General features: G+C 64.9%; 28 protein-coding genes. 18 read left to right on the forward strand and 10 right to left on the reverse strand.

Annotation, left to right across the window (positions count from 1 at the left end; translation table 11 throughout):
- Window positions 1-16: 16 nt before the first annotated feature.
- The 10 genes from CGS25_RS10020 to CGS25_RS10065 all read left to right on the forward strand — a co-directional run bounded on the left by CGS25_RS10020 (window position 17) and on the right by CGS25_RS10065 (window position 8,192).
- Window positions 17-907 carry an ABC transporter permease gene (locus CGS25_RS10020; RefSeq protein WP_101675367.1) on the forward strand — a complete coding sequence of 297 codons (891 nt, stop codon included), beginning with the start codon at window positions 17-19 and terminating at the stop codon, window positions 905-907.
- Between the two features lie 57 nt (window positions 908-964).
- Window positions 965-1,834, forward strand: coding sequence for an ABC transporter ATP-binding protein (locus CGS25_RS10025; RefSeq protein WP_089033385.1), 870 nt, complete (start codon window positions 965-967; stop codon window positions 1,832-1,834).
- 68 nt (window positions 1,835-1,902) lie between these two features.
- Entirely contained in the window at window positions 1,903-2,661 is a 759-nt protein-coding gene (locus CGS25_RS10030) for a GntR family transcriptional regulator (protein WP_101675368.1), read from the forward strand.
- On the forward strand, window positions 2,658-4,391 hold the full coding sequence (locus CGS25_RS10035) for a fumarate reductase/succinate dehydrogenase flavoprotein subunit (RefSeq protein ID WP_089033383.1): 1,734 nt from the start codon (window positions 2,658-2,660) through the stop codon (window positions 4,389-4,391). The genes CGS25_RS10030 and CGS25_RS10035 overlap by 4 nt, the downstream gene beginning before the upstream one ends.
- A gap of 23 nt (window positions 4,392-4,414) precedes the next feature.
- The gene (locus CGS25_RS10040) at window positions 4,415-4,648 is read left to right on the forward strand and encodes a 4Fe-4S dicluster domain-containing protein (RefSeq protein ID WP_089033382.1); all 234 of its coding nucleotides are present in this window, start codon (window positions 4,415-4,417) and stop codon (window positions 4,646-4,648) included.
- A 7-nt stretch (window positions 4,649-4,655) separates the two neighbouring features.
- Complete coding sequence (locus CGS25_RS10045) at window positions 4,656-5,612, forward strand: HEAT repeat domain-containing protein (protein WP_101675369.1); 957 nt, start codon at window positions 4,656-4,658, stop codon at window positions 5,610-5,612.
- A gap of 37 nt (window positions 5,613-5,649) precedes the next feature.
- Window positions 5,650-5,973, forward strand: coding sequence for a ferredoxin FdxA (fdxA, locus tag CGS25_RS10050; RefSeq protein ID WP_089033380.1), 324 nt, complete (start codon window positions 5,650-5,652; stop codon window positions 5,971-5,973).
- Window positions 5,974-6,048: 75 nt separating this feature from the next.
- Window positions 6,049-6,363 carry a gamma-butyrobetaine hydroxylase-like domain-containing protein gene (locus CGS25_RS10055; RefSeq protein ID WP_089033379.1) on the forward strand — a complete coding sequence of 105 codons (315 nt, stop codon included), beginning with the start codon at window positions 6,049-6,051 and terminating at the stop codon, window positions 6,361-6,363.
- Window positions 6,356-7,360, forward strand: a complete 1,005-nt coding sequence (locus CGS25_RS10060) for a YeiH family protein (RefSeq protein ID WP_232802348.1) — start codon at window positions 6,356-6,358, stop codon at window positions 7,358-7,360. Before CGS25_RS10055 ends, CGS25_RS10060 begins: the two co-directional genes overlap by 8 nt.
- Before the next feature lie 55 nt (window positions 7,361-7,415).
- Window positions 7,416-8,192 carry a ferredoxin--NADP reductase gene (locus tag CGS25_RS10065; RefSeq protein WP_089033377.1) on the forward strand — a complete coding sequence of 259 codons (777 nt, stop codon included), beginning with the start codon at window positions 7,416-7,418 and terminating at the stop codon, window positions 8,190-8,192.
- A 151-nt stretch (window positions 8,193-8,343) separates the two neighbouring features.
- Here CGS25_RS10065 and CGS25_RS10070 read toward each other — a convergent pair whose 3' ends face one another.
- The gene (locus CGS25_RS10070; RefSeq protein ID WP_089033376.1) at window positions 8,344-9,570 is read right to left on the reverse strand and encodes an OprD family outer membrane porin; all 1,227 of its coding nucleotides are present in this window, start codon (window positions 9,568-9,570) and stop codon (window positions 8,344-8,346) included.
- A gap of 408 nt (window positions 9,571-9,978) precedes the next feature.
- Between CGS25_RS10070 and CGS25_RS10075 the strand changes: the two genes are divergently transcribed.
- The gene (locus tag CGS25_RS10075) at window positions 9,979-10,959 is read left to right on the forward strand and encodes a LysR family transcriptional regulator (RefSeq protein WP_255406606.1); all 981 of its coding nucleotides are present in this window, start codon (window positions 9,979-9,981) and stop codon (window positions 10,957-10,959) included.
- 134 nt (window positions 10,960-11,093) lie between these two features.
- Here the strand turns inward: CGS25_RS10075 and CGS25_RS10080 are convergent, their stop codons facing one another.
- Window positions 11,094-12,011, reverse strand: a complete 918-nt coding sequence (locus CGS25_RS10080; protein WP_101675370.1) for a 6-carboxytetrahydropterin synthase — start codon at window positions 12,009-12,011, stop codon at window positions 11,094-11,096.
- Window positions 12,012-12,321: 310 nt separating this feature from the next.
- Here CGS25_RS10080 and CGS25_RS10085 point away from each other — a divergent pair, with 310 nt between their 5' ends.
- The gene (locus CGS25_RS10085; protein WP_101675402.1) at window positions 12,322-12,660 is read left to right on the forward strand and encodes a histidine triad nucleotide-binding protein; all 339 of its coding nucleotides are present in this window, start codon (window positions 12,322-12,324) and stop codon (window positions 12,658-12,660) included.
- A 136-nt stretch (window positions 12,661-12,796) separates the two neighbouring features.
- A complete protein-coding gene (locus CGS25_RS10090) occupies window positions 12,797-13,195 on the forward strand; it encodes a hypothetical protein (RefSeq protein ID WP_101675371.1) in 399 nt (132 codons plus the stop codon).
- Between the two features lie 37 nt (window positions 13,196-13,232).
- On the opposite strand, the gene CGS25_RS10095 is transcribed toward CGS25_RS10090, so the two are convergent.
- The gene (locus CGS25_RS10095; protein WP_101675372.1) at window positions 13,233-13,859 is read right to left on the reverse strand and encodes a TetR/AcrR family transcriptional regulator; all 627 of its coding nucleotides are present in this window, start codon (window positions 13,857-13,859) and stop codon (window positions 13,233-13,235) included.
- Window positions 13,860-13,941: 82 nt separating this feature from the next.
- Between CGS25_RS10095 and CGS25_RS10100 the strand changes: the two genes are divergently transcribed.
- Genes CGS25_RS10100 through CGS25_RS10110 form a run of 3 tightly spaced genes read left to right on the forward strand, consistent with a single transcriptional unit; the run spans window position 13,942 to window position 16,325 of the window.
- On the forward strand, window positions 13,942-15,051 hold the full coding sequence (locus CGS25_RS10100; protein ID WP_089033371.1) for a DUF2855 family protein: 1,110 nt from the start codon (window positions 13,942-13,944) through the stop codon (window positions 15,049-15,051).
- A 58-nt stretch (window positions 15,052-15,109) separates the two neighbouring features.
- On the forward strand, window positions 15,110-15,709 hold the full coding sequence (locus tag CGS25_RS10105; RefSeq protein ID WP_101675373.1) for a GNAT family N-acetyltransferase: 600 nt from the start codon (window positions 15,110-15,112) through the stop codon (window positions 15,707-15,709).
- A gap of 7 nt (window positions 15,710-15,716) precedes the next feature.
- Window positions 15,717-16,325 (forward strand): acyl carrier protein phosphodiesterase, encoded by a 609-nt coding sequence (locus CGS25_RS10110; protein WP_101675374.1) that lies wholly within the window; start codon window positions 15,717-15,719, stop codon window positions 16,323-16,325.
- A gap of 13 nt (window positions 16,326-16,338) precedes the next feature.
- Here CGS25_RS10110 and CGS25_RS10115 read toward each other — a convergent pair whose 3' ends face one another.
- From CGS25_RS10115 to CGS25_RS10125, 3 genes are all read right to left on the reverse strand, one after another.
- Window positions 16,339-17,172: an SDR family NAD(P)-dependent oxidoreductase gene (locus tag CGS25_RS10115; protein ID WP_101675375.1), complete on the reverse strand. Its 834-nt coding sequence runs from the start codon at window positions 17,170-17,172 to the stop codon at window positions 16,339-16,341.
- 29 nt (window positions 17,173-17,201) lie between these two features.
- Window positions 17,202-17,522: an alpha/beta hydrolase gene (locus tag CGS25_RS10120; protein WP_089033367.1), complete on the reverse strand. Its 321-nt coding sequence runs from the start codon at window positions 17,520-17,522 to the stop codon at window positions 17,202-17,204.
- A gap of 128 nt (window positions 17,523-17,650) precedes the next feature.
- A complete protein-coding gene (locus CGS25_RS10125) occupies window positions 17,651-18,262 on the reverse strand; it encodes an alpha/beta fold hydrolase (RefSeq protein WP_157933805.1) in 612 nt (203 codons plus the stop codon).
- 5 nt (window positions 18,263-18,267) lie between these two features.
- Here CGS25_RS10125 and CGS25_RS10130 point away from each other — a divergent pair, with 5 nt between their 5' ends.
- Window positions 18,268-18,738 carry a 3D domain-containing protein gene (locus CGS25_RS10130; protein ID WP_232802352.1) on the forward strand — a complete coding sequence of 157 codons (471 nt, stop codon included), beginning with the start codon at window positions 18,268-18,270 and terminating at the stop codon, window positions 18,736-18,738.
- Window positions 18,739-18,906: 168 nt separating this feature from the next.
- On the opposite strand, the gene CGS25_RS10135 is transcribed toward CGS25_RS10130, so the two are convergent.
- From CGS25_RS10135 to CGS25_RS10150, 4 genes are all read right to left on the reverse strand, one after another.
- Window positions 18,907-19,665, reverse strand: coding sequence for an SDR family oxidoreductase (locus CGS25_RS10135; protein WP_101675377.1), 759 nt, complete (start codon window positions 19,663-19,665; stop codon window positions 18,907-18,909).
- Window positions 19,665-20,591 (reverse strand): alpha/beta hydrolase, encoded by a 927-nt coding sequence (locus CGS25_RS10140; RefSeq protein WP_198588750.1) that lies wholly within the window; start codon window positions 20,589-20,591, stop codon window positions 19,665-19,667. Before CGS25_RS10140 ends, CGS25_RS10135 begins: the two co-directional genes overlap by 1 nt.
- Complete coding sequence (locus CGS25_RS10145; protein WP_269800686.1) at window positions 20,588-22,048, reverse strand: flavin-containing monooxygenase; 1,461 nt, start codon at window positions 22,046-22,048, stop codon at window positions 20,588-20,590. Before CGS25_RS10145 ends, CGS25_RS10140 begins: the two co-directional genes overlap by 4 nt.
- A 90-nt stretch (window positions 22,049-22,138) precedes the next feature.
- Window positions 22,139-22,609 carry an LEA type 2 family protein gene (locus tag CGS25_RS10150; protein ID WP_089033363.1) on the reverse strand — a complete coding sequence of 157 codons (471 nt, stop codon included), beginning with the start codon at window positions 22,607-22,609 and terminating at the stop codon, window positions 22,139-22,141.
- A 271-nt stretch (window positions 22,610-22,880) separates the two neighbouring features.
- Between CGS25_RS10150 and CGS25_RS10155 the strand changes: the two genes are divergently transcribed.
- Entirely contained in the window at window positions 22,881-23,402 is a 522-nt protein-coding gene (locus CGS25_RS10155; RefSeq protein ID WP_101675378.1) for a macro domain-containing protein, read from the forward strand.
- Window positions 23,403-23,404: the final 2 nt, after the last annotated feature.

Here is a 23,404-nt window from a genome sequence, read left to right on the forward strand (position 1 = left end):
CGGAAGGAGAAAGAGCATGAGTCTGGAAAAGAGCGAGATCGGCAGCCCGGTGATCGACCCGGTCGACACCCCAGCCACCGACACCGCGGTGGCTGGGCCGGCGCCGGTGAAGCGTCGCGCGCGCCGCCTGCCGGAGGCGGTGAACCGATACCTGGTGCGCGCCACCGCGCTGATCGTGGCGATTCTGATCTGGCACTGGGCATCGACCAGCGGCTTTAACCTGTTCATCAATTTCGAAAACGTGCCCGGGCCACTGGTGGTGTGGAACGCGCTGATGCAGGAGATCGTCAGCAAGACTTTTTACGTGCACATTCTGTACAGCCTGCAGCGTATCGGCATCGCCTACCTCATCGCCGTGGTGTTGGGCGTGGCGCTGGGTGTGCTGATGGGCCGCTGGCGGCTGGCCGAGGACATCATCGCGCCGTACATCGAACTGTTGCGCCCGATTCCGGCGGTGGCGTGGATTCCGCTGGCGATTCTGATGATGCCCAGCGAGGAGTCGAGCATCATCTTCATCACTTTTCTGGGCGCGTTGTTTCCGATCGTGATCAATACCGTCCACGGCGTCGAGCAGACCCCCAAGGTGTTGGTGCGCGCGGCGCGCAGTCTGGGCGCCAGCAACGCCGCGATCCTGCGCCATGTGGTATTGCCCGGTGCCTTGCCCAGCATCGTCGCCGGGTTGGCCATCGGCATGGGGGTGGCCTGGTTTTCCCTGCTGGCCGGGGAAATCATCAGTGGCCAGTACGGCATCGGTTACTTCACCTGGTCCGCCTACACCCTGATCGAGTACCCGAAGATCATCATCGGCATGTTGATGATCGGCGGTCTGGGGACCTTGTGCACCCTGATGATCAAGATGGCGTGCCGGCCGTTGTTGCGCTGGCAGGCGCAGGGGAAGAACGCATGAAGAACGCATCTTTGAGCACCCCTTTTAATCCCAGCATCGTATCGCCAGGAGCATCACATGACTTCCGCGCTTGATATTTCGAGAACCTCGCCAGCACACCCGCAACGGGGCGGCACTCGCAAAGCCCGTGACCGGGGGCACATCCAGATCCGCGATGTGTCGGTGGAATTTGAACGCAACGGCGATTGGATGGCGGCCGTGAAGCGGGCCAATCTGGAGATCAAGCCCGGTGAGTTCGTCTGTTTGCTGGGCCCCTCCGGCTGCGGCAAATCGACCCTGCTGAACACCGTGGCCGGGTTCGTCAACGCCACCCGTGGCGAGCTGCTGGTGGACGGTCAGCCGGTCACCGCGCCGGGGCCGGATCGCGGCATGGTGTTCCAGCAGCACTCCCTGTTTCCCTGGAAAACGGTGCGCGACAACGTTGCCTTTGGGCCGCTGATGGCGGGCATGGGCCGCACCGAGGCACTCAGCCTGGCGCGCACCTTTCTTTCCCTGGTGGGGTTGTCCGCCCACGCCAGCGCTTACCCGGCCACGTTATCTGGCGGCATGCAGCAGCGCGTCGGTATTGCCCGGGCGCTGGCCAATTATCCCAGTGTGCTGTTGATGGACGAGCCGTTCGGCGCGCTCGACGCGCAGACGCGCATCATGATGCAAGAGAGCCTGCTGGAGATCTGGAGTGAGTTTGGCAACACCGTGTTGTTCGTGACCCACGACATCGACGAAGCGGTGTTTCTGTCCGATCGCATCGTGATCATGAGCGCCAGCCCGGGGCGCATCATCGCCGACATCCAGGTGTCGTTGCCGCGCCCGCGTACCCAGGACCTGCTGACCAGCCCGGACTTTATCGAACTCAAGCGCGAATGCCTGGACCTGATTCGCCGGGAAACGTTGCGCGCGTTCGAACAGCAAAACAGCGGCGGGCGCTGAACCGTGGAGGCGCCGCGCACACACAGGTTCCCACATGCCATGACGTGTCATAACAAGGGGGCAACACCGTGACCAAGACCATTACCCAGCCGCTGTCCAACCGGTCGCCGCAGCCGCTTTACGTGCAGATCAAGGACCAGTTGCGGCGCCGCATTCTGGAGGGTGATTACCGGCCCCATGAGCGGTTGCCCTCGGAGAACGAGCTGATGAATGCGTTTGGCGTCAGCCGCATCACCATCCGCCAGGCGCTGCGCGATCTGCACAACGAAGGTCTGGTGTTCAGCGCCCAGGGCAAGGGCACTTTCGTCAGCAAGCCCAAGGCGGTGCAGAGCGTGCGCAACCTGCAGGGTTTTGGCGAGGCGATGAGTGCCCAGGGTTACGAGGCATCGGCGCGGCTGCTCAGCATTCAGCAATTGAAAGCGCCCAAGGCGGTGGCCGCGGCTTTGCGTCTGGAAAGCGGTGAAGAGACGGTGGAGGTGACGCGAATCCGCTTTCTGAATCGCGAGGCGTTGTCTCTGGAACACAGCTATTTTCCGCTCGACATCGGCCGGCGCATGTTCGGCATGGATCTCAGTGGCGACATTTTTCCGATGCTGGAGAACCTGTTCGCCACGCCGTTGGGCGAAGCCAGCATCCGCATTGAAGCGGCGCTCTCCGACAAGGAGACCCAACACCATCTCAATCTTCAACCCGGCGAGCCGGTGCTGCGCGTCGAACGGCTGACCCACGACAGAATGGGGCGGCCAATCGATTTCGAGTACCTGAGTTTCCGGGGCGATTCTTTCAAATATCACTTCCGAGTGGATCGGAAACAGGAGGCGTTATGAACATCGAGGACCTGACCATCATCGACACCGATGTGCTGGTTATCGGCGGCGGCACCGCCGGGCCGATGGCGGCGGTAACGGTTAAGGAAAACAACCCCAAGCTGGATGTGATCCTGCTTGAGAAAGCCAATGTGAAGCGCTCGGGCGCGATTTCCATGGGCATGGACGGCCTCAACAACGCCATCGTTCCCGGCCACGCCACGCCGGAACAGTACGTGCGTGAAATCACCATCGCCAACGATGGCATCGTCGACCAGCCGGCGCTGATGGCCTACGCCCAGCGTTCCTTTCCGATGATCGAGAAACTGGATGCCTGGGGCGTGCATTTTCAGAAGGATGAAACCGGCGACTACGACATGAAGAAGGTTCACCACCTGGGTACCTATGTGCTGCCCATGCCGGAGGGCCACAACGTCAAGAAAATTCTTTATCGGCGGTTGCGCCGGCATCGGGTAAAAGTGGAAAACCGCTATCAGGCCACCCGGTTGCTCAAGGATACCGAGGGCAACATCGCCGGCATGATCGGCGTCAACACCCGCACCGGTGAGCCGATCATTATTCGCGCCAAGGCGGTGATCATGGCCACCGGGGCGGCCGGGCGCATCGGCCTGCCGCATTCGGGCTACTTGTTCGGCACCTACGAGAACCCGGCCAACTCCGGTGATGGCCACGCCATGGCGTATCACGCCGGCGCCGACCTGGCCAACCTGGAGTGTTATCAGGTCAATCCGCTGCTTAAGGATTACAACGGCCCGGCCTGCGCCTATGTGACCGGGCCACTGGGTGGCTTCACCTCCAACGCGTTCGGCGAACGCTTTATCGAATGCGATTACTGGTCCGGCCAGATGATGCTCGAGTTTTTCAAGGAACTGGAATCCGGCAAAGGGCCGGTGTTCTTGAAACTCGATCACCTGGCGGAAGAAACCATCCAGGAAATCGAAACCGTTTTGCACACCAACGAGCGGCCCAGCCGTGGCCGCTTCCACGACGGCCGGCACACCAACTACCGCCAGCAGATGGTGGAGATGCACATCTCCGAGATCGGCTTTTGCAGCGGCCACTCCGCGTCTGGTGTGTGGGTGGATGAAACCGGCGCGACCACGGTGCCAGGGCTGTACGGCGCCGGCGACATGGCTTCGGTGCCCCACAACTACATGCTCGGTGCGTTCGTGTACGGCCAGATTTGCGGCGAAAGCGCGGCCGCGTTCGCCAGCGAACGCGGCGAGATCAATCTGGATCGTCACCTCATCGATCAGGAACTGGTGCGCCTGCGCGCGCCGCTGGAACGTCAAGACGGCATCCCCCCGGAACAGATGGAGTACAAGGTGCGCCGGCTGGTCAACGACTACCTGCAACCGCCCAAGGTCACCCGGCGCATGGAGATCGGCCTGGAACGGATTCTGGCGGTGCGCGAAGACCTCAAGCTGCTGAAAGCCAACGACGCCCATGAGTTGATGCGTGCCATGGAAGTGCACTCCATCGTCGACTGCGCGGAGATGGCGGCGCGCGCGTCGCTGTATCGCACCGAATCGCGCTGGGGGCTGTATCACTACCGAGTCGATCACCCCGACACCGACGAACAGCGCTGGTTTTGCCACAGCCGGCTGTACAAGGACGATAACGGCAACATGGCCCACGGCACCCGCCCGGTAGCGCCGTACATCGTCTCCCTGGGCGAAGAGAAAGACGCCTACAACCAGTTGCGCGTCAAGCAAGCCGCCAACGCCTGAACCCGATAGCGAGGAGAATTCCCATGCCCCTAGCCAACCATCACACCTCCGTTCCGGTGCTGGTCGACGAAGAGAAATGCATCGCCGACAAGGGTTGCACCGTGTGCATCGACGTCTGCCCTCTGGACGTGCTGTGGATCGACGAGACCACCGGCAAAGCGCACATGAAATACGACGAGTGCTGGTACTGCATGCCCTGCGAGGCGGACTGCCCGACCGACGCGGTAACCGTCAACATCCCCTATCTGCTGCGCTGAGGTGACCATGAAGCAATATCAGGACCCCGAACTTCAGGAGCTCGCCGAACGGCTCGCCTCCGACGACGCAGGCCTGCGCCGGGTGGCGGTGCTCGACCTGGTGGATTGCCCGGAGCCGGAAGCGGTGGAGTTGTTGATCCAGGCGCTCAATGACGCGGACCCGCTGGTGCGCCAGGAAGCCGCCAAGGTGGTCGACGAATTCGAATCCGCGCAGATGGCCGACGCGCTGATCGCCGCGCTCAATGACAGCGACGAAGTGGTGCGCAATGCCGCCGCCCACGCGCTCTCCGATCTTAAGGACCCGGCCGCCGCCGCGCCGCTGCTGGCGGCGCTGCAGGAAAGCCGTGACCCGTTCGTGGTGGCCGGCATTCTGCGCGCGCTCAAGCCGCTGCGTGATGCCGACGCCCGTGAGCCGGCCCGGGCGCGACTGGACCACGCCGACCCGCGCGTGCGCCGCGAAGCGGTGGCGGTGCTCGGCTGGCTGAAGGAAGACGCCAACCTGCCGATGCTGATCGAGCGCGCCCGCGACGACGTCGACCCGGAAGTGCGCCGCGCCGCGGTGGGCGCTTTGGTGTACGCCGACGCCGCCGCGGTGGCCGAGGCGCTCAACGGCATTGTCACCGACGAGCACTGGCAGGTGCGCGCCGAGGCGATCAACAGCATCGGCAAACTGGACCATCAACAGGGGCTGGATCTGCTGATCACCGCCAGCCGGGACACCACCTGGCAGGTGCGCGAAAAGGCGGCCGACGCGATCGGCAAGCTGCGGCGCGTGGAAGGGGTGCCCGCCCTGGGCGAGTGTTGCCGCGATCCGATGAGCAATGTGCGCAAGGCCACCATCGGCGCGCTTGGCGCGATCGCCGATGAGCAGTGCCGGCCTTATATCGAAACGGCCCTCGACGATCCGGACCCGGACGTGCGCAAGCTGGCGCGCTGGGCGCAATCCCGTTTGAGCGCCGCCTGAGCGGCGCCGAACGGCCAACCGGAATAAGGAGACCAACATGACCTTTGTGGTGACTGAAAACTGTATTCGCTGCAAATACACCGATTGCGTGGAAGTGTGCCCGGTGGATTGTTTTCACGAAGGGGACAACTTCCTGGTGATCGATCCGGAAGTCTGCATCGACTGTGCCCTGTGCGTGCCGGAGTGTCCGGCCGGGGCGATCTACGCGGACAACGACGTGCCCGAGGGCCAGCAAGCGTTCGTGGCCCTGAACGCGGAGTTGTCGCGAGTGTGGCCGGTGCTCGCCGAAGCCGGCGAGCCGTTGCCCGACGCGGAACAGTGGGAAGGTCAGGAGGACAAGCTGCAGTACCTGCAGCGCTGACCCGTCGATGAACTTGTCATAACAAGCTGCGCCGCGCCCGGCCACTGGCCCTGGCGCGGCGCCGGGGAGATCACCATGAGCGATCCGATGGCGGCACCGGAAGAAGTGCATCTGCTGAGCGGTGGCGCCGCGCTGGAACTGCATTGGCAACACGGCCAGCGCAGCCGCATCGACAGCGATGTGCTGCGCGGCGCCTGTGGTTGCGCCGCCTGCCAGGCGTTGCGCCAGCGCGGCGAAACGGTGGCCGGCACCGGTGTCACCCTGACCGGCGCGGAGCTGGCCGGCGTCGGCGCGTTGCAGTTGTTTTTCTCCGATGGTCACAACCGGGGCCGCTATCCATGGCGGTATTTGCGCGATCTGGCCGAGCCGTCCGGAGCCGGCGGTGACTGACGCCGGCGCGCACTCGCTGGCGCGGCGCCTGGGCGCACTGGGCCCGGGAGTGACGCTGTGTTTGCTGACCGCGCTGGCCGGCCAGTTTCTCGCCGAGCACTACGGTGGCCCGGCGCTGTTGATCGTGCTGTTACTGGGCTTTGTGTTTATTCCCCATCACGGCGAGCGCCGCGCCGAACCGGGCATCGCCTTTTGCTGCGGCCCGCTGTTGCGAATCGGTGTGGCGCTGCTGGGCGCGCGCATCAGCCTCGGCGAATTCCAGAACGTGTGGATACAGCCGGTAACGGTGGTCGCGGTGACGGTGCCCCTGGTGTTGGCGCTGGCGATCATCGTCGGTCGGGCGCTGGGTTTGCCGGCCGCCCAGAGTCTGGTGGTGGGCGCCTCGGTGGCGATCTGCGGCGTGGCCGCGGCGATGGCGGTGGCGGCGGCGCTGCCGCGTGAACGGCTGGAGGCGCGCGGCCTGATCAGCGTGGTGGTCAGTGTGCCGGCGCTGGGCACGGTGGCGCTGCTGGTCTACCCGGCGCTGGCCGGCGCGCTCGGCTTCGCCGATGGGCAGATCGGCGTGTTGCTGGGCGCCACCATCCACGATGTCGGGCAGGCGGCGGCGTCGGGGTATCTGATTTCCGAGAACGCCGGCCACCTGAGCACGCTGACCAAGCTGCTACGGGTCAGCCTGCTGGTGCCACTGGTGATGGCGGTGGGCTGGGCGTTCCGGCGTGGTGACGGCGAGCGCATGCCGGCACCGCTGTTCTTGCTCGGCTTTGCCGCGTTGATGATGGCCAACAGCGCCGGCCTGCTGCCGGCGGCGCTCGGCGCGCTGATTGCCCAGGCTTCGTTCTGGTGCCTGTTACTGACCATGGCGGCGCTCGGTTCGCGCACCTCGTTGCGTGAGCTGGCCGCCCAAGGGTGGCGCCCGGTGGCGTTGCTGGTGGGGTTGAGCCTGGCGCTTCTGGCCAGCGCCATGGCGCTGGTGGCGGCCCTGCCGGTGATCGCCTGAGCGGCGCCGCCAAACCAACTGATTTTTTTGCGTTGATAGACTGGAGGTAATACCGATGGCAGCCCTAGGAAAGGAAAACGTACTGAGCGTGCACCACTGGAACGACACTCTGTTCAGCTTCCGCACCACCCGTGATCAGGCCCTGCGTTTCGAGAACGGCCACTTTGTGATGATCGGGCTGGAGCTGGAAGGCAAACCGCTGATGCGCGCCTACAGCATCGCCAGCGCCAATCACGAAGAGCATTTGGAATTTCTCAGCATCAAGGTGCCGGATGGTCCGCTCACGTCGCGCTTGCAACATCTTAAAGAAGGCGATGCGCTGATCGTCAGCCGCAAGCCGGTGGGCACGCTGGTGGTGCACGATCTGAACGCGGGCCGGAACCTGTTCCTGCTCGGCACCGGCACCGGCCTGGCGCCGTTCATGAGCATCATCAAGGACCCGGAAATCTACGAGCGCTTTGACAAGGTCGTGTTGGTGCACGGCGTGCGCTATGTCAGTGAGCTGGCTTACCACGACTACATCAGTGAAGCGCTGCACGAGCACGAATTTCTCGGTGATCTGATTCGCGACAAGCTGATTTACTACCCCACCGTGACCCGCGAACCGTTCCGCAATCAAGGCCGCATCACCACCCTGATCGAAAGCAACCGGCTCACCGATGACCTGGGCCTGGCGCCCCTTAACCCGGACACCGACCGGGTCATGCTCTGCGGCAGCCCGGCGATGCTCGACGAACTCACCACCATGCTCGACGCGCGTGGCTTCCAGGCCTCACCACATCAGGGCGAGACCGGTGATTATGTGATTGAGCGGGCGTTTGTGGAGCAGTAGGGGAGGCCGCCGGACGCCGGACGCTAAACCCGAGACGGCGGAATATGGAGTGTTTCCTGTCGGTATGCCGGGAGCCCGCAGGAAACACTCCGATCATCTCAGCACAGGGTTAAGCGTCTGGCGTCTGGCGTCCGGCGTCTAGCATCTAGCATCAAAACACATACTGCATCTGTGGGCGGATTTCGGTGAAGCGGGCGTCGGCCTGTTCGGCGCCGATCACGCCGATCCTGAGGCGGAAACTCAGGCCTTTCAAATTGCCGGCGAAAGCGTAGGTAATGTCCAGATCGGTTTCGTCGGTGTCCACGGCGCCCAGGCGCTGGTATTGAGCGTAGCTGATCTGCGTGCTCCATTGGCTGCCGAAGCGGCGTTGCAGAGTGACTTTGTAGGCGTCGCCGGGGGCGCTGTTTTCCAGGGTCTGCGTCATCGAGTTGGTGAACAGCGGTCCGGAGGAATAGTTGAAGGGAGCGGGCAGGGCGCCACCGCCGTAGCTGTCCCGGTCTTCCAGGAAATGGTTCCAGGCCAGGGCCAGGGTGAATGGACCGCGAGCGGCGGACAGTTTCACGCCGGCGCCGCGGGCGTTGACGTCGTCGAGCAGATTGTCGCCATTGTCTTCGGCGTACAGCAGTTGCGCGGCCAGGGTGGGCGCGAAGCCGAGCAGCTCGCCGATCGGCCGATCCGCCTGAGCGTAATAGAGGTTGAACAGATCCGGCATGGAAAACGCCCAGCCCTGCCAGGCAGTACGCCCGGGCTGGTAGCGGGCGCCGGCGATCCAGGCGCCCTGGTCGCTGTCGGCGGCAACGCCGAAGCGGTCCAGGGCAAACTGGCTGACACGCTGGAAATCGTCGTCCGGCCGGCTTTTGATGCGCCGCAGGTAGTAACCGGAGAGCGTCAGACCCTCGACGCTGGTGTTGGTGAACGCCAGTGCTTCGAAAGTGACCGGGATCAAAAAGCCATCCGAGGGGTTGGCGAACGGCGTGTCCAGTTGCTGGCGCCCGAAGCGCAGGCGGTTGTCGCGGTTGGCGTATTGCAGCCAGGCCTCGCCAAGCACATCGGCGTTCTCCGGCAGGTTGGCGTTGCGCTTGGCGGGGTCGTCGTTCTGTAGTCCCAGGCCGTTGGACGCATAGAAAGTGCCGCCGGCGGAGACGCCCGCCCAGGGCGCGGTTTCGGCGTGCAGGCTGGCGCCCACGGCGAAGGTGTTCAGGGTATCGCCCTGTTCCGGCGCTTTGACGTTGTGGTAGGCGCGCAGGGTGCCGCTGACGCTGCCGTTCTCGAACGCGTCCCGCAGGTTATCCACCTGTTCGGCGGGCGCGGCGGCGGCGATGCCGTTCAGTGCCGTCAGGCCGGCGAGCAGGCCGGGTAAAAAAACAGGGTGTTTCATGGTCGCTTCCTCGTCACGAAGTTGTCTTAATCGGCGAATAAATCGGGGAAGACAGACGCAGGCGCCGTACCAGCGATGGGGAGAATCCCGCCGGCGCTTGTTTTAAAGGGGTGGCAACACATCAGTGGAGGATCGTCTGAAATCGGCCGGCGGCGCGGTATGCCTCGTGCTGGGGCACGCGCCGCCGCATCGGCCTGAAATCGGCGCAGCGTCGGCGACGGTGTTCAGGACAACTAGAACAAGCGGGGGGGCGTTTTCACGCGGCACGCAGCACGCGGCACGCAAAACCCACGGCGGGTTCGCTGCTCTTGAAGACATGACCGGATGGGCGGGGCCGGGCGACCGGCAGCCGCGGCGATCAGGGTGTTTTCCTGCGGTTTCCCAAGCGCTGCTATACTGCCGGCATTCATGGACCCTGTGACCGGCGACGATGCGATGAACAACCTGGCCAGCGCGGATCTCAACCTGCTTAAGTATCTGGACGTTCTGCTGCGCGAGAAGAACGTCACCCGGGCCGCCGAGCAGCTCGGCATTACCCAGCCGGCGATGAGCAACAGCCTGAAGCGGCTGCGGCATTTATTCGGCGACCCGTTGCTGATCCGCACCAGCGAAGGCATGACCGCCACCGATCGCGCCATGGAGTTGCAGCCCCTGGTGCGTCAGTTGATGGCGCAGGCGGAATCCTTGTTCACCCCGGAAGACGAATTCCGCCCGGCGGAGAGCCGCCGGGTGTTTCGCATCATGACCAGCGATTACGCCGAGGGCACGCTGGTGCCGCACATCGTGCGCCGGTTGCGCGAGGAAGCGCCGGACGTGGTGCTGGATTTCGTGACTCCCTCGGACGTCAGCTACCCGGACATGGAGCAGGGCCGGGTGGACATGGCGGTGAACCGCTTCAACGAAATTCCCGGCTCGTTCCACCAGGTGACGTTGTGGCGCGACGCGTTCTCTTGCCTGCTCAATCGCGACAACCCCATCGCCATCAACTTCGACCTGGACAGCTATTTGTCCGCCCAACACATCTGGGTGTCGAAGACCGGTTTCGGTGTCGGCTTTGGCATGAACCCGGAGAAACTGGGCGGGCTGGGCTGGATCGACCACGCCCTTCAGCAACTTGGGCGCACCCGGAAAATCAGCATTTTTACCCGCCACTATCAAATGCCGGCGTTGCTGGCAATGAACAACGACCTGGTCGCCACCCTGCCCAGCCGGGTGGCGCGCATGCAAGCGCAAAACCCGCGCCTGGTGATCAAATCGCCGCCGTTCGAGATTCCCGAGTTTGAATTGAAAATGGCCTGGTCACCGCTGCTGCACCACAACGCCGCCCACCGCTGGCTGCGCCGTCTGATACAAGAGGAAGCGGAACGGATACTGGCGGAAGATCCTTGAAAAAGAGTTAAAAGTTAAAAGTTAAAAGTTAAAAACACGGCGCACACCACGGTTCCTGTCAACGCGGGCAGGGCTTCGCACCGCGCGAGGCGACCGGTCGCGTTTCAACTTTTAACCTGTAACTTTCAACGCTTTTATAAATTCAACACCGAATTTCCCGTTAACCAGCCACCCTGGCTGCGGCCTGGGTTGTTTTCGCCGGCGTTGGCGATGGCGCCTTTGCCGACGCCTTCGAAGGCGCGCACGCGAAATTGTTTGCCGGGGGCTTCTCGGGCCAATTGCTCGGCGATGTGTTCGGCGAGCCGTTCCACGGTGGTGTCGGTGTCCACCAGGTAGCAGTGATCCTCGGGGATCACCAGTTCGAAGTGGCCCTGCGGCGCGTCGTAACGGAAGCGGTGATGGGGCACTTCATCCACGTAGTAGGTGCCTTCCAGGTCGTCCCGGGAACCGATGTAGATGTCTTCCCAGCGGTCCGCCCAGAGCTTTTCCCAGTAGCGGCTGCGGCGGTCGTTCTCGAAAATCTGAATGCCGGAGCGGTGGCCGTGGGCGATGCGCTGGCAGTTGCCGTCGTGTTTTTTCAGGCCATGGGAGTAGTGATAGAACGGCGCGGTGCCGGTGGCCTCTTCACGCAGGCGCACCTGAATGTCGGTGACGTTGTCCGGCAGCAAGGCGCGGATCTTCTCGATCAGATAACGGGTGACCCCGGCCTTGGAAATCTCCAGGCCCGGCAGGGCGAGCAGGCTGCTGGCCGGGGCCAGCAGACGGATTTCGCCGCCCGGATAACGCCACTCCAGGCTGTGCTGATCGTTGTCGCGCTGGCGCAGTGTCAGCACCTCGCTGTCCGCCGGGATCAGCAGGCGGTGATCGACCTCGTCGTCGACGGTGCGCTTCACGCCTTTCTTGATATGACCGAAATCGAACACCATGCCCTGGGCGTCGAGGTCGCCGGAGAGTTCAAGATCCACAATCCAGGATTCGCCCACCATGCCGCGTTTGGCGTGCAGGTAGGAAAAATCCACCACGGTCAGGTTTTCAACAAAGAGGGTGGCCATATCGTCCTATGATGTGAAGTGAATGTGGATGCCGCTGCCCGGCCGAGCCGGCCGGCTGCTCCAGATCGGGGCATTATAGTCCGGGGACGCTCAGGTCTCACCCCGGGGCCGGCTATTGTGGCGCTTTCCTGCGCGAGGTGTGAACCGGGGCACGGGTGGCGCCGGCTTTATCGCCATCTTCACGCCGCCTGGCGAGGGCCGTCTGGCAACCCCGGCCGGCTTGTTTTATGGTTGGCGCTACCTGAAACAACGTGCCCGGGGGCCCTTGTCGTTCCTGGCCGCCCTATTTTTCGCCGCCCGAGAAGCCACCATGAGCGAGACCATTTTTTCCAAGATCATTGACCGGGAAATCCCGGCGGACATCATCTATGAGGACGATCTCTGCCTGGCGTTTCGCGACATTAATGCCCAGGCGCCGGTGCATTTTCTGGTGATCCCGAAAAAGCCCATCGCCAAGCTCTCCGACGCCGACGAGGGCGATCAGGCGCTGCTCGGCCACCTGCTGCTGGTGGCCAATAAAACCGCCGCCCAGGAAGGCCTTGAGGATTTCCGGCTGAACGTCAATAACGGCGCCGGCGCCAGCCAGACCGTGTTCCACCTGCACGTGCATGTGCTCGGTGGCCGCCCATTCTCCTGGCCGCCCGGCTGAGTGGCGTGACACCCGGCTGGCGCCGTCAGCGGCACCGCCGGTTGACGGGCGGGGAACTCCCGCCGATTCCATGACTCTCTACATCAGCCGGTCGGTTCCCGCCACCGGCCCCATGACAATAAAAAAGGAGAACACCATGAAGCGGATTGTGTTTGCTCTGCCCCTGCTCGCATTCGCCGGCCTGGCCCTGGCGGTGCCGCCCAAGGACCCGAAAGTGATTCACGGCATGATGGATGAGCTGCGTGAGTTGCACGACGCCGGGATCGCGTTGCATAAGGACCTGGACCCGGCAAAAAAAGCCGAGCTGAAAACCTGCCAGGAGAAACACGCCGACCTGCCGGAGCAGGCGCGCACCCTGCGTGAACGTGCCGCCAAACTGCCGGTGCTGGCGTACCGGGTCAATTTGACCATGGCCGCCAACGACGCTGTCGCCTGCGTGGCCTGCGACACCGACGGCAGTGCCTGCGATTCGATTCCCGGCGCTTTGCAGCGGGTGCAGAAACAATTGGATGCCCCGCAAACACCCAAACAATAGCGCGCGCGGATAACCCCACGGCAGGCGGCGGTCGCGTCTATCGTGGGTGGGGTTGCAGCAACAGCGCCTCGAGCATCACGGAGATCCGAGCCACCTCCTCATCGCTGGGCGCGTCCCGTTCCAGCAGCACGGCGTAGCGCCGCGCCCCCCATACCGTCCACACCAGCGTCGGCACCACTTGCGCGTTCCTCGCCGGTAAATCCGGCCAGGCCGCCAGCCGTTGTGTCCACGCTTCGCACAGCAATTGGAACGCTCGACGGTGATGGCCGGTGTTGGCGATCTGGCCTTCCATGGCCAGCATGGTGGCGTCGAAATAGGGCGCCTGGCCGTCCTGATCCAGGGTGATCGCCACCAGCCGTCGTAGCCGTTCGCGCCAGGCCCCGGGCGCGCTGTCCGCTTCGTGCAGTCGTTGGCACAAGTCTTCCAGGCAATGGCGCACGTAGCCGGCCAGCAGGGCGTCCCGATTGGGGAAATAATCGTACAGAGTGCCCACGGCGTAGCCGCTCTCTTCGGCGATGGCGCGGGTGGTCGCCGCCGCCGGGCCGTCGCGGCGCCAAATCCGAACAAAACCGTCGTAAAGCGCCTGCACGGTGAACAGGGCCCGCGCCTGGGAGGGGCGCTTATGGGGGCGCGGCAGGGGTTTGCGGGAAGCGGGTGTGCGCATGGCGGAATCCGAACCCGGACAGCCGCCCGGGTTGTTAACTTGTGGGGACGATAACGAATCCACTCGAACCTTGGAGTTTAGCATGTCCCAGTCCGTCTCTCTGACCCGCTTGCTTACCGACAAGAACGACCTTGGCCATACTCGCGTCGAGCAGTGTGAACTGCCCGCCGCGCCGGCGCGCGGCGAAGCCATTCTCCGTGTCGACACCTTCGCACTGACCACCAACAACATTACCTACGCGGCATTCGGTGACGCCATGCGCTATTGGGATTTCTTTCCCACCGGCCAGCCGGGCTGGGGGCAGATGCCGGTGTGGGGGTTCGCCACGGTGAGCACCTCCACGGTGGCCGGCATCGAGCCGGGCGAGCGGTTTTACGGTTATTTCCCGATCGCCAGCCAGTTGCGGGTGCGGCCCGGCCGGCTCAGCGAACGCGGCTTCTACGACATGTCCGAGCACCGCCGCGAGCTGCCTTCGCCCTACAATCAATACACCCGTTGCGCCACCGACGGCGCCTACGTGCCGGAACTGGCGGATTTCCAGATGCTGCTGCGCCCGCTGTTCTTTACCTCCTACATGCTGGCCGACTTTCTTGCCGACAACGCCTTTTTCGGCGCCGCTCAGATCGTCATTTCCAGTGCCTCCAGCAAAACCGCCTACGGCACCGCCTTCGCCCTGCGGGAGCACGGCGCGGCGCCCACCGTGATCGCGCTCACCTCCGGGCATCACCGCGATTACGTGAGCGGGCTGGGCCTGTACGACCGGATCGCCGACTACCATGAGCTGGATACGCTGGCCGCCGATATCCCCACCTTGTACGTGGATTTTTCCGGCAACGACGCCCTGCGCCGCCAGATCCACGCGCATTTCGCCAGCGCCCTGACCTACGACTGCTACGCTGGCTCCGCCACCAACACCGATTTTCTCACCACCGGTTACCGTTACCAGCCGGAACCGAAGCTGTATTTCGCGCCGGTACAGATTCGTAAGCGCAACATCGATTGGGGGCCGGCGGTACTGGCGGAGCGCTTTGGCGCGGCCCAGCGGCGTTTTCTCGCCGCCGTGGCGGACTCTCGAAACGGCTGGATGACGCTGATCGAACACCACGGCTACTCGGCGGCGGGGCAGGTGATCCGCGCCTTGCATGACGATGGCGGGGCACCCCGGGAGGGCCATGTGGTGCGCCTGCGCTGACGTTACGGGGCCTCTTTCCGGTATGCTCAAGAACCGGCATTGGCGAGCAGGAGCAAGCATGGCCCGTTGGATCGAACCCGTCACCCTGGGCGGCGACACCGTCACTCTGGAGCCGCTCGGCGCGCAGCACCGCGAGGCCCTGGCCGAGGCCTGCGTCGACGGCGACCTGCATCAGCTCTGGTACACCTTCGTGCCAGGCCCGGAGACCGTGGGCGACTACATCGACACCGCGCTGCACGGCCGCGAGCACGGCGGCGAAATGCCGTTCGCGGTGCGTGACAACGCCAGTGGCACGGTGATCGGCGCGACCCGTTACTGCCACGTGGATGAGCCTAACCGGCGCCTGGAGATCGGCTACACCTGGTACGCTGAACGTTTTCAACGCAGCGCCGTGAATACCGAGTGCAAGCGGCTGTTGCTCGGCCACGCCTTTGAAACGCTGGATGCGATTGCCGTGGAGTTCCGCACCCATTGGCACAACCGCGCCTCGCGGGCGGCGATTGCCCGCCTCGGCGCCAAGCAGGACGGCGTGCTGCGCAATCATCAGGTGAGCGCGGACGGCCTGTATCGGGACACGGTGGTGTTTTCGATCATCAACCTGGAGTGGCCGGCGGTGCGCCAGAATCTGGATTTCCGGCTGCGGCGCGGCGTGCGCTGAGACGGCGATGAACTACTTCGCCCATCTCGCTCTTGCCCAGCCCACGGTCGCCTCCAAGGTCGGCAATCTGATGGGGGATTTCATGCGCGGGGTGCAGCCGGAGGCGTTGCCGGAGCCGGTGCGGCAAGGCTTGCACAACCACCGCCTGGTGGACCGCTTTACCGACCACCATCCGCTGGTGATCGACAGCCGGCGGCGCTTCTCCGACCAGCGCCGGCGGTTCGCCGGCGTCGCTCTGGATGTGCTGTTCGACCATTTTCTGATCCGCCACTGGTCGCGCTTCCACGAGCGGCCGTTGCAGGAGGCGATCGACGAGAACTACCGCTTATTACTAACAGGCGCGCCGCTGATGCCGGAAGCCATGCGCGCCACCACCCGGCACATGGTCGAGCACGACTGGTTCAACCGCTACGCCGAGTTGGAAGGCATTGGCCGGGCGCTGGACCGGATTGCCGCGCGCATCCGCTTCACCAACCGTTTCCAGGGCATGCTGGAGGAAATTCACGCGCACCACGATGAACTGGAAGCGGTGTTTCTGACCCTCTATCCGCAACTGCGTCAGGTGGTCCGCGCCGAGGCTCTGGAAACGCCCGGGCAGGCCACACAGAGCCTGTAAGGGGTGGTGCCCGCTAAAGCGGATTGAGCTCAAGGGCGGCCAGGGTCTGTTCATAAAGGCGCGCGGCGCTTTTTTTATCGCGTGCCCGTGGCGAGCGGGAAGCCGCGCCCTTGGCGTCGAAGTAACCGCCGGTGACGTCGTTGAAGGTGTCGTCCAGGGCCATGCGCACCGGCAGGCGGGCGGCGTTTTCCGCGGTGGTCAGGGTGGGGCGGATCAGCTTCATGGCCAGCCCCGGCACGTGGCGGAAAATGCCGGTGTCGACGCCCCCCGGGTGCAGTGCGTTGCTGGTAATGCCCTGGCCGGCCAGTTTCTGCGCCAACACATCGCTGAACAGAATATTGCCCAGCTTGGATTGCCCGTAGGCGTCCATCACCAGGTACGGCCGCCGGCCCCGCCAGGTGTTCGGATTGATGCGCCCCAGCCAATGCGCCACCGACGCCACATGGAGCACGCGCGCGTTGGGGCGGCTTTGCAGCAGCGGCAGCAGCAGATGGGTCAGCAGCACCGGCGCCAGGTAATTGACGCCGAACTGCATTTCGTAGCCGTCGGCGGTGAACTGCTGCCGGGTGGGCACCACGCCAGCGTTGTTGATCAACACATCCAGGCCGTCCAGCTCGTCGGTGAGGCGCCGGGCGCAGCCATGCACCGCCGCCAGATCGGCGAGATCGAGGCTGAACAGGCGCACCCGCGCTTCCGGATAACGGTTCTTGATGCGCGCCACCGCCGCCTGGCCCTTGGTCTGGTCGCGGCAGGCCAGCAGCACCTCGGCGCCGCGCCCGGCCAGTTGTTCGGCGGTGCACAGCCCGATGCCGGAATTGCCGCCGGTGATAAGAACCCGTTTCGCCATGAGTCACTCCTGAGTCGATGGCGGAAAGCCTAGCACGGCGGGCCGGAACGGCCATTACAGCGACGACCACGCTCATCGGCCTGCCGGTCAAGCCAGTCGCCAATGGTGTCGGTGAGGTTCGGCCAGTGGCGGCTTTGCAGCAGCAGATGGGGGGCATCCGGGTAAAAGTGGTATTCGCCGTGATCGCCCAGGTGCCCACGCAAGCGGTCAATGCTGACCGCTGGTACCGAGGTGTCGCGGCCGCCGTACAACAGCAGGGTGGGCAGGGACAGCGCCGGCGCTTCGTCGCTGGCGCTGTCGGCCAGAGGGGCCTGTTCGCACTCAGTTCGATGGCCGCGTTGCCGCCCCAAAGCGGGCCAGGCAAGGCGCGAGGAGAGAGGTTTAGTACGCTAAATGAACGACGAGCAACGCTGTTTGGCCCGCTTTGGGGCGCAACCCGAAGGGCCGGCGCGGCCATCGAACTGAGTACGAACAGGCCCTAGCCCCAGTAGCTGTCCATTCGCACCCGGCGCATTACCCGCGGATCGTCGGCGAGGCGCCGGGCCGCTTCGGGGGCCAGGAGCGGGTCGTCCGGGGCGCGGTTCACGGTGAGTCGGTAACCGGGAGCCAGGATGGCGGCGCTGGCGATCAGAACGTTCCAGCCGTAGCGCAGTCGAATGCCTTCGCGCACCGCCGGCGCCGCCAGGATCAAGCCACGGATCGGCAATTCCGGATGGCGATGTGCGACCAGAATGGCGACCGCGCCGCCCAGACTTTCGCCCAGCAGATACAGGGGTTGGCCGGGGTGCTGGCGGGCCGCGTCGGCGACCGCGCGGGCGGCGTCGTCCACCAGCCGCTCTTCCCCGGCCCAGCGGTCATTGAGGTTGCGGGTGCCAAAGCCGGCCTGGTCGAAGGCGTACACTCGATAGCCGCGTCGTGCCAGGGCCGGTGCCGCCAGGTTGAAGGCGGCCCGATAGTCGCCGAAGCTGTGCAGGGCAACGATTACACCGCGCATGTCACCGGGCGGCGTCCACTGTTGCATGGCCATTGGCGGCGGCGCTGGCTGGCTGGCGCAACCGGCAACACTGAACATCATCACCAGGAGATTCATTGTCCATGTACGCATCCGGCCAGATTAAAGGCCCTCGGGTGAAGAGCGGGTTGAGAACGCCGCTGAGCACACTGTGTGCCGTTGCTCTGGCGGCTTTGTTGACGATGCTGGCGACGCCGGTGCTGGCCGAGCGCTTCGAAGGGCGCTTCTCGGAACGGCTGACGGTCACCGCCACCGCCTTTAATTCCCTGCACGGCCAGGGCGCCGGCGACGACCACACGGTGGCTGCCTGGGGCGATGTTCTGAAGCCGGGTATGCATGTGATCGCCGTGTCCCGGGATCTGATTGAGCGGGGCATGGTGTACGGCACCGCGGTGCGCATCGAAGGGCTGGAGGGTGTCTGGTACGTACGCGACAAAATGCACGACCGCTGGCGCAACAAAATCGACATCTATATGGGCACGGACCTGCGCGGCGCGCTCAACTGGGGGCGCCGCAAAGTGACCATTCATTGGGCGCCGGAAGTGGCGGAATAGGATGCAGGATGCAGGGAAAGACCGTGCCATTGGTGGCGCCGTGCTTCGTGGAGAGCGCCGCAAGCCTCAGGCTTCAAGCCGCAAAAAGAAGCTCTACGCAGTCGCTCTGTCGCTTGTAGCTTGAAGCCGTTCTCCACGAAGCACGGCGCCATCACTTGAGCCGGTCCGTTATTCCCGGCTCAGCCAGCGCATCATGCCGCGGGTGACGCCGCTTGGCGCCAGTTTCTCGACCAGGGTGGTGAGGCGGAACGACAGGCCCACCGGGGTGTGTACCCGTTCGGTCCGCAGCGCCTGCTCAGCGGCGCGGGCGATGTCCCCGGCGCTCAGCCGCACGCCCATGCGCCGCACCACCGGTGCTTGAAACGTCTGCGCGCTGACCATGGCGGTGTTGACGAACGGTGGCATCAGGTCCTGCACCACGATGCCGTGGCGCCGCCATTCCAGGTTGAGTGCTTCGGTGAGGCCGCGCACCGCGAATTTCGAGGCCGAGTAGCTGGCCAGGTGGGGCACGCCGTAAAGCGCCGAAGCGGAGCTCATGTTCAGCACTCGTGGCGCGGGCGCCTTCTTGAGATGGGGCAGCGCGGCCAGGCTCATTTGCAGGGTGCCGATCACATTGACCTGAAACGTCAGGCGGTGCGCTTCCAGGCTCAGGTCTTCCGCGTGCCCCATGCGCAAAATGCCGGCGCAATTGAATAGGACGTCGAGGCCGCCGGTGGCGGCGAAGTCGTCCACCGCCCGTTGGCAGGCATCGGCGTCGGTGATGTCCAGGTGTCGGTGCCAGGCCGGTTCACCGAGCTCGGCCTGGAGCGTTCGCAAGGCGTCGTCGTTGCTGTCCAACAGGCCGACCCGCCAGCCCTGGCGGTGAAAGCGGCGGGCGGTGGCCAGACCAATGCCGGCGGCGGCGCCGGTGATCAGAATGCTTTTCATCAGGCTTGCCAGTGGTGGTTAAGAAAGTCGCGCATCTCATCGATGGCGTGGTCGGCGTCGGCGAGCACCCCCGCGTGCAACTGAAACACGTGCCAGCGATCCGGGTAGAGCTGGTAGCGCGCCCGGGTGCGGGTGCCCGCCAGGGCATCGGCGAGCCGCTCGCTGTCGCCACGCAGAATCTCATCGCCGCCGCTCTGGATCAGCAGCGGCGGCAGGTTGTCGCAATCACCGAACAGCGGTGACGCGCCGGCCTGGTCCCGCTGGCCACTGGCGTAGGCCTCGGCGGCTTTTTCCAGCCAGTGCAGGTTGAGCATCGCCTCCCCGGGCACCCACGCGGGGGTCTGCCGCAGGCTCAGATCCAGCCAGGGCGAAATCAGGATGGCGCTGGCCGGCGCCGGCAGGCCTTCGTTGTTGATCCGTTGCAGCAACGCCAGGGCCAGGCCGCCGCCGGCGGAGTCGCCGGCCAGCGCCAACCGGCCGGGGGCATGATCGTTGTCCAGCAGGCGTCGGTACACCGCCAGGGCGTCGTCCAGGGCGGCCGGGCAGGGGTGCTCCGGGGCGCGGCGATAATCCGCCACCACCACGGTGGTGTCGGAGCGGCGTGCCAGATGCGTGGTCAGCGCACGGTGGGTGGCGGGCGAGCCACTCAGATAGCCGCCACCATGCAGATACAGCACGCAGCCGGCGCGGCCGTCGCCGACCATTTCCACCGGCACGCCGGCGAAATGGGCACGCCGCCGGGGCACGCCCCGGGCCGGCAGGGCGACCCGCGCCGCGGCGCTCAGCCAGCGCCGCTGAAACACCACCCCGCGGCGCGGATTGAAGGCGGGTTTGACCAGCGCGGTGAGAGCACCGCGCAGCAGCGCGGCGACCAGGGTCTGGCTGGGGCTGGGGGCGGCGCCGCTCAACTCACGGCTACAGCTCACGGCGACATCTCATAATCGGCGGGCTCCAGGCGCCGGGTCAGGCGCCGGTAGGTGAAGGTAAACCCGGGCCAGTTGTTGGTGTTCAGGCCATTCTCGGTTTTGTACCAGCTGTGGCAGCCACTGTCCCACACCGTGGCGCGCATGCGCTGCTGCAGGCGCTGATTAAAATCGCTCTGCACCCGCTCGCGCACTTCCAGGCTGCGTTGGCCGTGGCGCTCAAGCGTATCCAGAGCGCTGATCACATAGGCGATCTGCGATTCCAACATATAGACGATGGAGTTGTGGCCCAGGTTGGTGTTGGGGCCGTAGAGCATGAACAGGTTGGGAAAGCCGCGCACGCTGATGCCCAGGTAGGCCTCGGCGCCGTTGCGCCAGGCGTCGTTGAGGTCGCGGCCGGCGCGCCCGGTGATGCGCATCGGTGCCAGGAAGTCGGTGGCCTGGAAGCCGGTGCCGAAAATCAGCACGTCGGCCGGGTGGTGTTGCCCGTGGGCGTCCTCGACACCGCTTTCGGTGACGGCGCTGACGCCGCCGCTAATGACCCGCACGCCGTGGCGTTGGATGGCCTGGAAATAGTCGTTGGAGATCAGGATGCGCTTGCAGCCCATGGGATAATCCGGGGTCAGCGTTTCGCGCAGGCCGGGGTCGGAGATGCACTGTTTGAGATAGCGTTTGAACAGCCGCTGGTAGATTTTCATCGCGCCCTGCAACGCGGTGAAGCCGAGCACCCGGGTTTCGTTCTGCAGGTAAATCTTGCCGCGGTCCAATTGCTGCAGCAGCGGCCAGCGTTGCATGCGCTGTTGCTCGGCGGCGGTATAGGGGCGGTCCGGTTTGGGAATCACGTAGGCGGCGGAGCGTTGGAATAACAGCACCTGGCTGGCCTTTTTCGCCACTTCGGGCACGAACTGGATGGCGCTGGCACCGGTGCCCACCACCGCAACGGTCTTGCCGCTCAGATCCACGTCATGGTCCCAGCGGGCGCTGTGAAACGCCGGGCCGTGGAAGCGCTCAAGGCCCGGCAGGTTGGGATAAGCGGGACGGTTGAGCTGGCCGGTGGCGGTGATCAGTACCCGCGCGGTCAGTACCCCGGCGCTGGTCTCCAGGTGCCACAGGGCCTGCTCTTCGTCGAAGCGGGCGGCGCCTACTTCGGTGTTGAGGCGCAGGTGCGGCTCTAAACCGTATTGGTGGGCGCAATGGCTCAGGTAATCGAAGATTTCCGCCTGCGGGGCGAAGCGCCGCGACCAGTCGAATTTTTTCGCGAACGAGAAAGAATAGAGATGCGAGGGCACGTCACAGGCGGCGCCCGGGTAGGTGTTGTCTCGCCAGGCGCCGCCGATCCGCGCCGCTTTCTCCAGAATCACCAGCGAGTGCTGGCCGCGTTCCTTGAGGGCGATGGCCATGCCCAGGCCGCCGAAGCCGGCGCCGATGATGGCCACTTGAAAGTCCGGTTGCTGTTCCACATGTCTCACCGCTTGATCCGATTGCCTCACTGTAACGCGGTGGCGCCGGTCTGTTGATGACCATCGGGCTCAGCGCCATCGCGCCGCCGGTCAGCGTACCGGTATCGACGTCGGCAGTTGGAACCGACCCTGGTGGTCAAAATGCAAAGGGAACGCCACGCCGGCCACCCGGGCGCTGCCTTTGAGCCGGTAATCGAGCGGCGCGCCGGGATGCTCCTGCAACGATTGCAGGCGCCCCAGGGTGCTCAGCAAACTGGTGGTGATGCGGGTGCTCACCAGAGCATCGCCCATCGCCGGCAGCACCGTCGCCTCGCCGGTCAGGCCACGGGCGAAGCGCTCGCCGTTGATGAAGATCTCGTAATCCAGGCTTTTCAGCGTCAGGTCGCGGTCGTTGGGATTGCGCGCGCGCAGCACCACCCGCCACTGTTGTTCGAACACCCCGACCTGCTCCAGACTGAGGGTCGAGAGGTTGACCTCCGGGGCTTCCAGCCCCGACAGGGTCTGGCAGGCGCTGTTGAGCAGCAACAGGCCGAGCAGGCACAAACGGGCCGCGATTCGCATTCTGGGCCGGTTCCCATCCAGTTTGATGGCCGCGCCGGAGGAGGCCCTGCGGGTTGCGCCCCAAAGCGGGCGAAGCGGTGTTGCTGGTCGTTCATTGAGCATGCTAAACCTCTCTCTTCGCGCTTGGCCTGGCCCGCTTTGGGAAGGCCGGTACAGGACGGCAACGCGGTCATCAAACTGAGTGGGAAGCGGCCCCGCGCACTCCCTGGTGACGAAAGATCGATACCGGGTCGATGATAGCGCACCGGCCAGGCAACGGCAGGAGGCCGTGATGAAGCAATTGCGTATCGAGTGCCGGGTTGGCGATATCGCCAACCAGGGCGACATGGACGCGGTGGTCAATGCCGCCAATGCCGGGCTTGGGCCTGGAGGCGGCGTGGCCGGCGCGCTGCACCGCGCCGCGGGCCCCGGGCTGGCTCGCGAGTGCGCGCCGCTGGCGCCGATCCGGCCCGGCCAGGCGGTGATCACCGGCGGCCACGACCTGCCCAATCGATTTGTCATTCACTGCCTGGGGCCGGTCCACGGCCGCGACCAACCCGCCGACCGGCTGCTTGCCCAGTGTTACCACAACGCGCTCGATCTGGCCGACCGCCATCGGTTGCGCACGGTGGCGATGCCGGCGCTTTCCACCGGTGCCTTCGGCTATCCGATGGCCGAGGCGGCGGCGGTGGCGATGGCCGCGGTGCTCGAGTGGGCGCCTCGTTTGCAGCATGTGCGCGAGCTGCGCTGGGTGCTGGCCAATGAGGCCGACCGGGCACTGCACCAGGCGGTGCTGGACGCCGCCCGCGCTTGAAT

The organism is Alloalcanivorax mobilis, assembly GCF_002864685.1.
Taxonomy (GTDB): Bacteria; Pseudomonadota; Gammaproteobacteria; order Pseudomonadales; family Alcanivoracaceae; genus Alloalcanivorax; species Alloalcanivorax mobilis.